The organism is Roseisolibacter sp. H3M3-2 (genome assembly GCF_029211165.1).
Lineage (GTDB): Bacteria > Gemmatimonadota > Gemmatimonadetes > Gemmatimonadales > Gemmatimonadaceae > Roseisolibacter.
In genome coordinates this window covers 1-4,085 of the sequence record NZ_JARGEK010000397.1, presented here as the reverse complement: position 1 = coordinate 4,085, position 4,085 = coordinate 1, and the positions used below count along the sequence as shown (strand labels likewise).

Genomic DNA, 4,085 nt, shown 5'->3' with positions numbered 1-4,085 from the left:
CGCCCGCCCGACGTCCGCCGGCGCGCGCATGGCGTCGGCGAGCGCGCCGTAGGCCGCGGCCCACGCGTCGCGCGCGGCGGCGTCGAACGCGGGCCCGACGACGTCGGCGAGCGCCCACAGCAGCGCGTCGCCGACCGGCGCCCAGTGCGCGTCGGTCACGCCGAACGTCGCGTGGCGGCGGCCGAGTGCCTCGACGGCGGGGATGAGGCACGGGAGGCCGTCGAGCCCCTTCACGACGACCGCCAGCGTCTGCGTCAGCTTCTCCGCCTGCGCGGCCGGGTCGACGTGCGCGAACAGCGGGCGCACCTCGGGGGCGGCGGCGAACAGGCGCGCATAGAACGTGGCCGCGAGGTCGCGGGGCGAGGCCGCCGCGAGCGCCCACGTGGAGCGCACGCGGGCCACCTGCTCGGGGCTCACGCGCCGTCCCGCCGCCGGCGCGCGCCGACCGCCAGCAGCCCCAGCCCGCCCGCGAGCAGCGCGAGCGACGACGGCTCGGGGACGACGGTCGGCGGGGGCGGGCCGACGCTCAGCTCGCGCGCGCGGCACACGTCGCCGAAGGTCGGCAGCCCGAACGCGTCGACGGTGCCGTCGGTCCCGACGCTCCCGGGCGCGTCGAGCGTGGCGGTGCAGAACGGGTCGGTCGCGATCGGGGCGCCGGCGAAGCGGGCCAGCGTCTGCACGCCGACGGCGTTCACGCGCGCGACGTCGAACCAGGTCGCGGTGAAGCCCGTGAGCCGGTAGGCGCCCCCGCCGCACGTCCACAGGTCGGTCCGGCGCGCGTCGTCGATCACGCCCGCCGCGCCGGCGACGCCGCAGCCGCCGATCCCCTGCGTCAGCGCGCGGCCGGGGGCGGGGAACGGGTCGAGCAGCAGCGCGTTGGCGAGCGAGAGGACGTTCCCCGCCGCGTCGGTCGTCGAGCCGAATGCCTGCAGCGCCCACCCGTCCGACTGGGCGGGGTCGGGGGCCCCGCCCACCCCTGCCGGCTCGAGCACCGGCGCGCCGGGGTCGTAGTCGGTGTCGGTGTCGCCGACCGGCGCCGCCGCGGCGCCCGCGTAGTGGAAGGAGACGGCGAGCAGCGCCGAGGCGACGGCGGCGCCGGGGTCGGTCCCCTCGTCGTGGGTGAGGAGCAGGTCGAACAGGGTGCCGTAGCGCACCCCGCCGATCAGCGCCTCGCTCGTGGTGAGCTCGAAGCGGCTGCACGAGCCGGTGCCGCTCTGGAAGCACAGCTCGAAGGCGCGGGTGGTCTGCGCGGACGCCGCGGCCGGGGCGAGCGCCGCGAGCAGGGCGGTGAGGAGGAGGCGGCGCATCGTCACTCCCCGGCCGCCGACGGCGCGACGAGGGCGGCGCGCAGGGCGGTCATGTGGAAGGCGAGGGCGTCGCGGTCGGCTCGGTCCTCGACCCCGCCGAGCGCGCGCTCGACCGCCAGGACGGCGGCGTCGGCGGTGGCGGCGTCGCCGGCGCGGGCGGCGGCGAACAGGGCGTCGAGGGCCCCCGCGAGCGGGGCGGCCCCCTCGGCGGGGAGAAGGCGGGCGCGCGCGTCCTCGGCGAGGACGGCGAGCGCGATCGCCTGGTCGGGGGTGAGGCGGCGGGGCTCGGACACGGCGGTGGGGGCGTCGCCGCAGGCCGCGGCGAGGGTCAGGGCGAACGCGCCGGCGGCGCGGGCGATGGGCGAAGGCGACATGGCGCGATGGGGCGGCGAGGGGTCGGGTGGGGCGGACGCGGGACAAGGTCGGCCCCCGCATCAGCCCCCCGTCACCGCGCATCACCCGGCATCACCCCGGGGCGCGTGATGGCCAGGCGACGGGGCGGCGGAGCTTGGCGGCGTCCGATCCGACCCCCACCTCACCGACTCCATGCGACCCTTCCGCCCGATCCTCGCCCTGGCCGCCGCGGCGACGCTCCCCACCGCCGCGCACGCCCAGAAGGTCCTGCACGCCTGCTACGTCCCCGCCTCGGGGACCGTCTATCGGATCAAGGAGGCGAACACGGCGCAGGCGTGCCTGCAGCCGAGCCACGTCGCGTTCAGCTGGACCGACGGGGCGGACGCCTACGCCGCGCTCGCCCTGGCGGTGAAGACCACGGACGCCGCCGCGGGCGACGTGACCGGCGCGTTCACGAGCCTGACCGTCGGGAAGCTGCTGGGGCGCGCGCTGGCGACGACGCCGCCGACGGACGGGCAGGTGCTCGCCTGGAACGCCTCAACGAGCCAGTGGGCGCCCACCACCGCGCCAGCCGGCGGCGGGACCACGGTCCACGGCCAGCTCACGGGGCTCGCCGCCGACGACCATCCGCAGTACCTGCGGCTCGGCAACCGGGTGGAGCAGAGCGGCGGGTTCGCCGTCAGCACCTCCGGCCCGGGTGGTCCCATCCCGGCCGCCGGCACGGGCGCCCGCTTCATGTGGTACAGCGGCAAGCGGGCCCTCCGCGCGGGCTACGTCACCGGCGTGCAGTGGGACGACGCCAATGTCGGGCAGTACTCGACCGCGTTCGGCGCGAGCGTCCAGGCCTCGGGCCCCGCGTCGTTCGCGGTCGGTCAGGGCTCGATCGCTTCGGGGGACGCGGCCATGGCCGCCGGCCATTCGTCCGTGGCGTCCGGCAATGTGGCCTTCGCCGTCGGCCAGTCGGCCGTGGCGTCGGGCAACGCGTCCGTCGCCATGGGGGACGGGGCCACCGCCAGCGGCGCGGGCGCCTTCGCCCTCGGCACCGGCGCCAGCGCGACCGCCCTCCGCGGCTACGCCATCGGCAACGGCGCCAGCGCCGCCCTGGGGCGCTCCGTGGCCATCGGCCAGGACGCGAAGACCATGACCGGCAGCGAGGAGGGCGCCGTCGCGATCGGCCGGAGCGCCATGGCCGGCGGCGGGCAGGACCCGATGGCCCTCGGGCAGTACTCCGTCGCCACCGGAGACGGCGCCCTGGCCCTCGGCTTCGGCGCCAAGGCGCAGGGGGAGATCGCGGTGGCCCTCGGCTGGAACTCGGTCTCCACCGCCAACGGCTCGATGGCGCTGGGCCCCACCGCGTCGGCGTCCGCGAACAGCGCCGTGGCCCTGGGCGCGGGGGCGGTCGCCAGCGGCGCGCAGGGCTACGCCATCGGCGGGGGCGCGAAGTCGAGCGCGGTCGCCGCGTTCGCCATCGGGCGCTCGGCGACCGCGAGCCACGACGGCGCCATGGTCCTGAGCGACAACAACATCGGCACCCCCGCCGCGTCGTCGGCCGCCAACCAGCTGGTCGCGCGCTTCGCCGGCGGCTTCCGCCTCCGCACCTCGGTGAACTCCGCCACCGGCTGCAACCTGCCCGCCGGCAGCGGCGTGTGGGACTGCACGTCGGACCGCGCCGCCAAGACGGCCGTCCGCGCGGTGACGGGCGAGTCCATCCTGGGCGGGCTGCGCTCGCTCCCCGTGAGCACGTGGGAGTACCGGACGGAGCGCGGCGTCCGCCACCTCGGCCCGATGGCGCAGGACTTCCGCGCCGCCTTCGGCCTGGGCGCGGACGAGCGCAGCATCGGCATGCTCGACGCCAGCGGCGTCGCCCTGGCCGCCGCCAAGGCGCTCGAGACGCGCACGGCCGACCTGCGCCGCGCCGACGAGGCGCTGCGCCGCGAGAACGCCGCGCTCCGGCAGGACGTCGCCGAGCTCCGCGCCCGCCTCGCGCAGCTCGACGGCACCGTCGCCGCGCTGGCCGCGCAGCTCGCGCAGCAGCGCTGACGGCCCCGCGTCAGCGGCGCCAGCCTACCCGCGCCAGGTAGTCGGGGTCCGCCCCCGCCCAGGCGGCCGCCACCCAGTTCCGGTGCGCGGCCGCCGAGTCGCGCCGCCCCGCCGCGTCGTGCGCGCGCGCGATCGCCGCGTGGACGCGCGGCAGCGGCAGCACGAAGCCGTCGGTGGTCGCGCGCAGCAGCGCGCGCAGCGCCGCCAGCGCCTCGTCGGGGCGCCCGCGGCGCGTCAGCGCGTCGGCGAGGTCGAGGTTGACGCAGCCGTGGTAGGTGCGCGGCGGCGGCGCGCGCGCGGCGCGCCGCTCGGCGATCGCGCGCTTCGTGTCGCCGCGCGCGGCCAGCAGCAGTCCGCGCGCGTGGTGGTGCGCCCGCCGGTCGC

General features: G+C 78.4%; 5 protein-coding genes. 1 reads left to right on the top strand and 4 read right to left on the bottom strand.

Translation table 11 applies throughout. The annotated features are described in order from the left end of the window. The 3 genes from PYV61_RS21830 to PYV61_RS21820 all read right to left on the bottom strand — a co-directional run. Positions 1 to 417: globin domain-containing protein (locus PYV61_RS21830; RefSeq protein ID WP_275835637.1), on the bottom strand; the 417-nt coding region annotated here is incomplete at its 3' end. After that, positions 414 to 1,307: a PEP-CTERM sorting domain-containing protein gene (locus tag PYV61_RS21825; RefSeq protein ID WP_275835635.1), complete on the bottom strand. Its 894-nt coding sequence runs from the start codon at positions 1,305 to 1,307 to the stop codon at positions 414 to 416. The genes PYV61_RS21825 and PYV61_RS21830, both read right to left, overlap by 4 nt. A gap of 2 nt (positions 1,308 to 1,309) precedes the next feature. Further along, a complete protein-coding gene (locus tag PYV61_RS21820) occupies positions 1,310 to 1,681 on the bottom strand; it encodes a hypothetical protein (RefSeq protein ID WP_275835632.1) in 372 nt (123 codons plus the stop codon). A 172-nt stretch (positions 1,682 to 1,853) separates the two neighbouring features. On the opposite strand from PYV61_RS21820, the gene PYV61_RS21815 reads away from it, so the two are divergent. Then, positions 1,854 to 3,701 carry a tail fiber domain-containing protein gene (locus PYV61_RS21815; RefSeq protein ID WP_275835630.1) on the top strand — a complete coding sequence of 616 codons (1,848 nt, stop codon included), beginning with the start codon at positions 1,854 to 1,856 and terminating at the stop codon, positions 3,699 to 3,701. A 10-nt stretch (positions 3,702 to 3,711) separates the two neighbouring features. Here the strand turns inward: PYV61_RS21815 and PYV61_RS21810 are convergent. Further along, a partial coding sequence (locus PYV61_RS21810; protein WP_275835628.1) for a hypothetical protein occupies positions 3,712 to 4,085 on the bottom strand: 374 nt, incomplete at its 5' end.

Excerpts from the sequence above, each read along its gene's own strand:
- PYV61_RS21825 (WP_275835635.1), bottom strand. The coding sequence starts at position 1,307 with ATGCGCCGCCTCCTCCTCACCGCCCTGCTCGCGGCGCTCGCCCCGGCC.
- PYV61_RS21820 (WP_275835632.1), bottom strand. The coding sequence starts at position 1,681 with ATGTCGCCTTCGCCCATCGCCCGCGCCGCCGGCGCGTTCGCCCTGACC.
- PYV61_RS21815 (WP_275835630.1), top strand. The coding sequence starts at position 1,854 with ATGCGACCCTTCCGCCCGATCCTCGCCCTGGCCGCCGCGGCGACGCTC.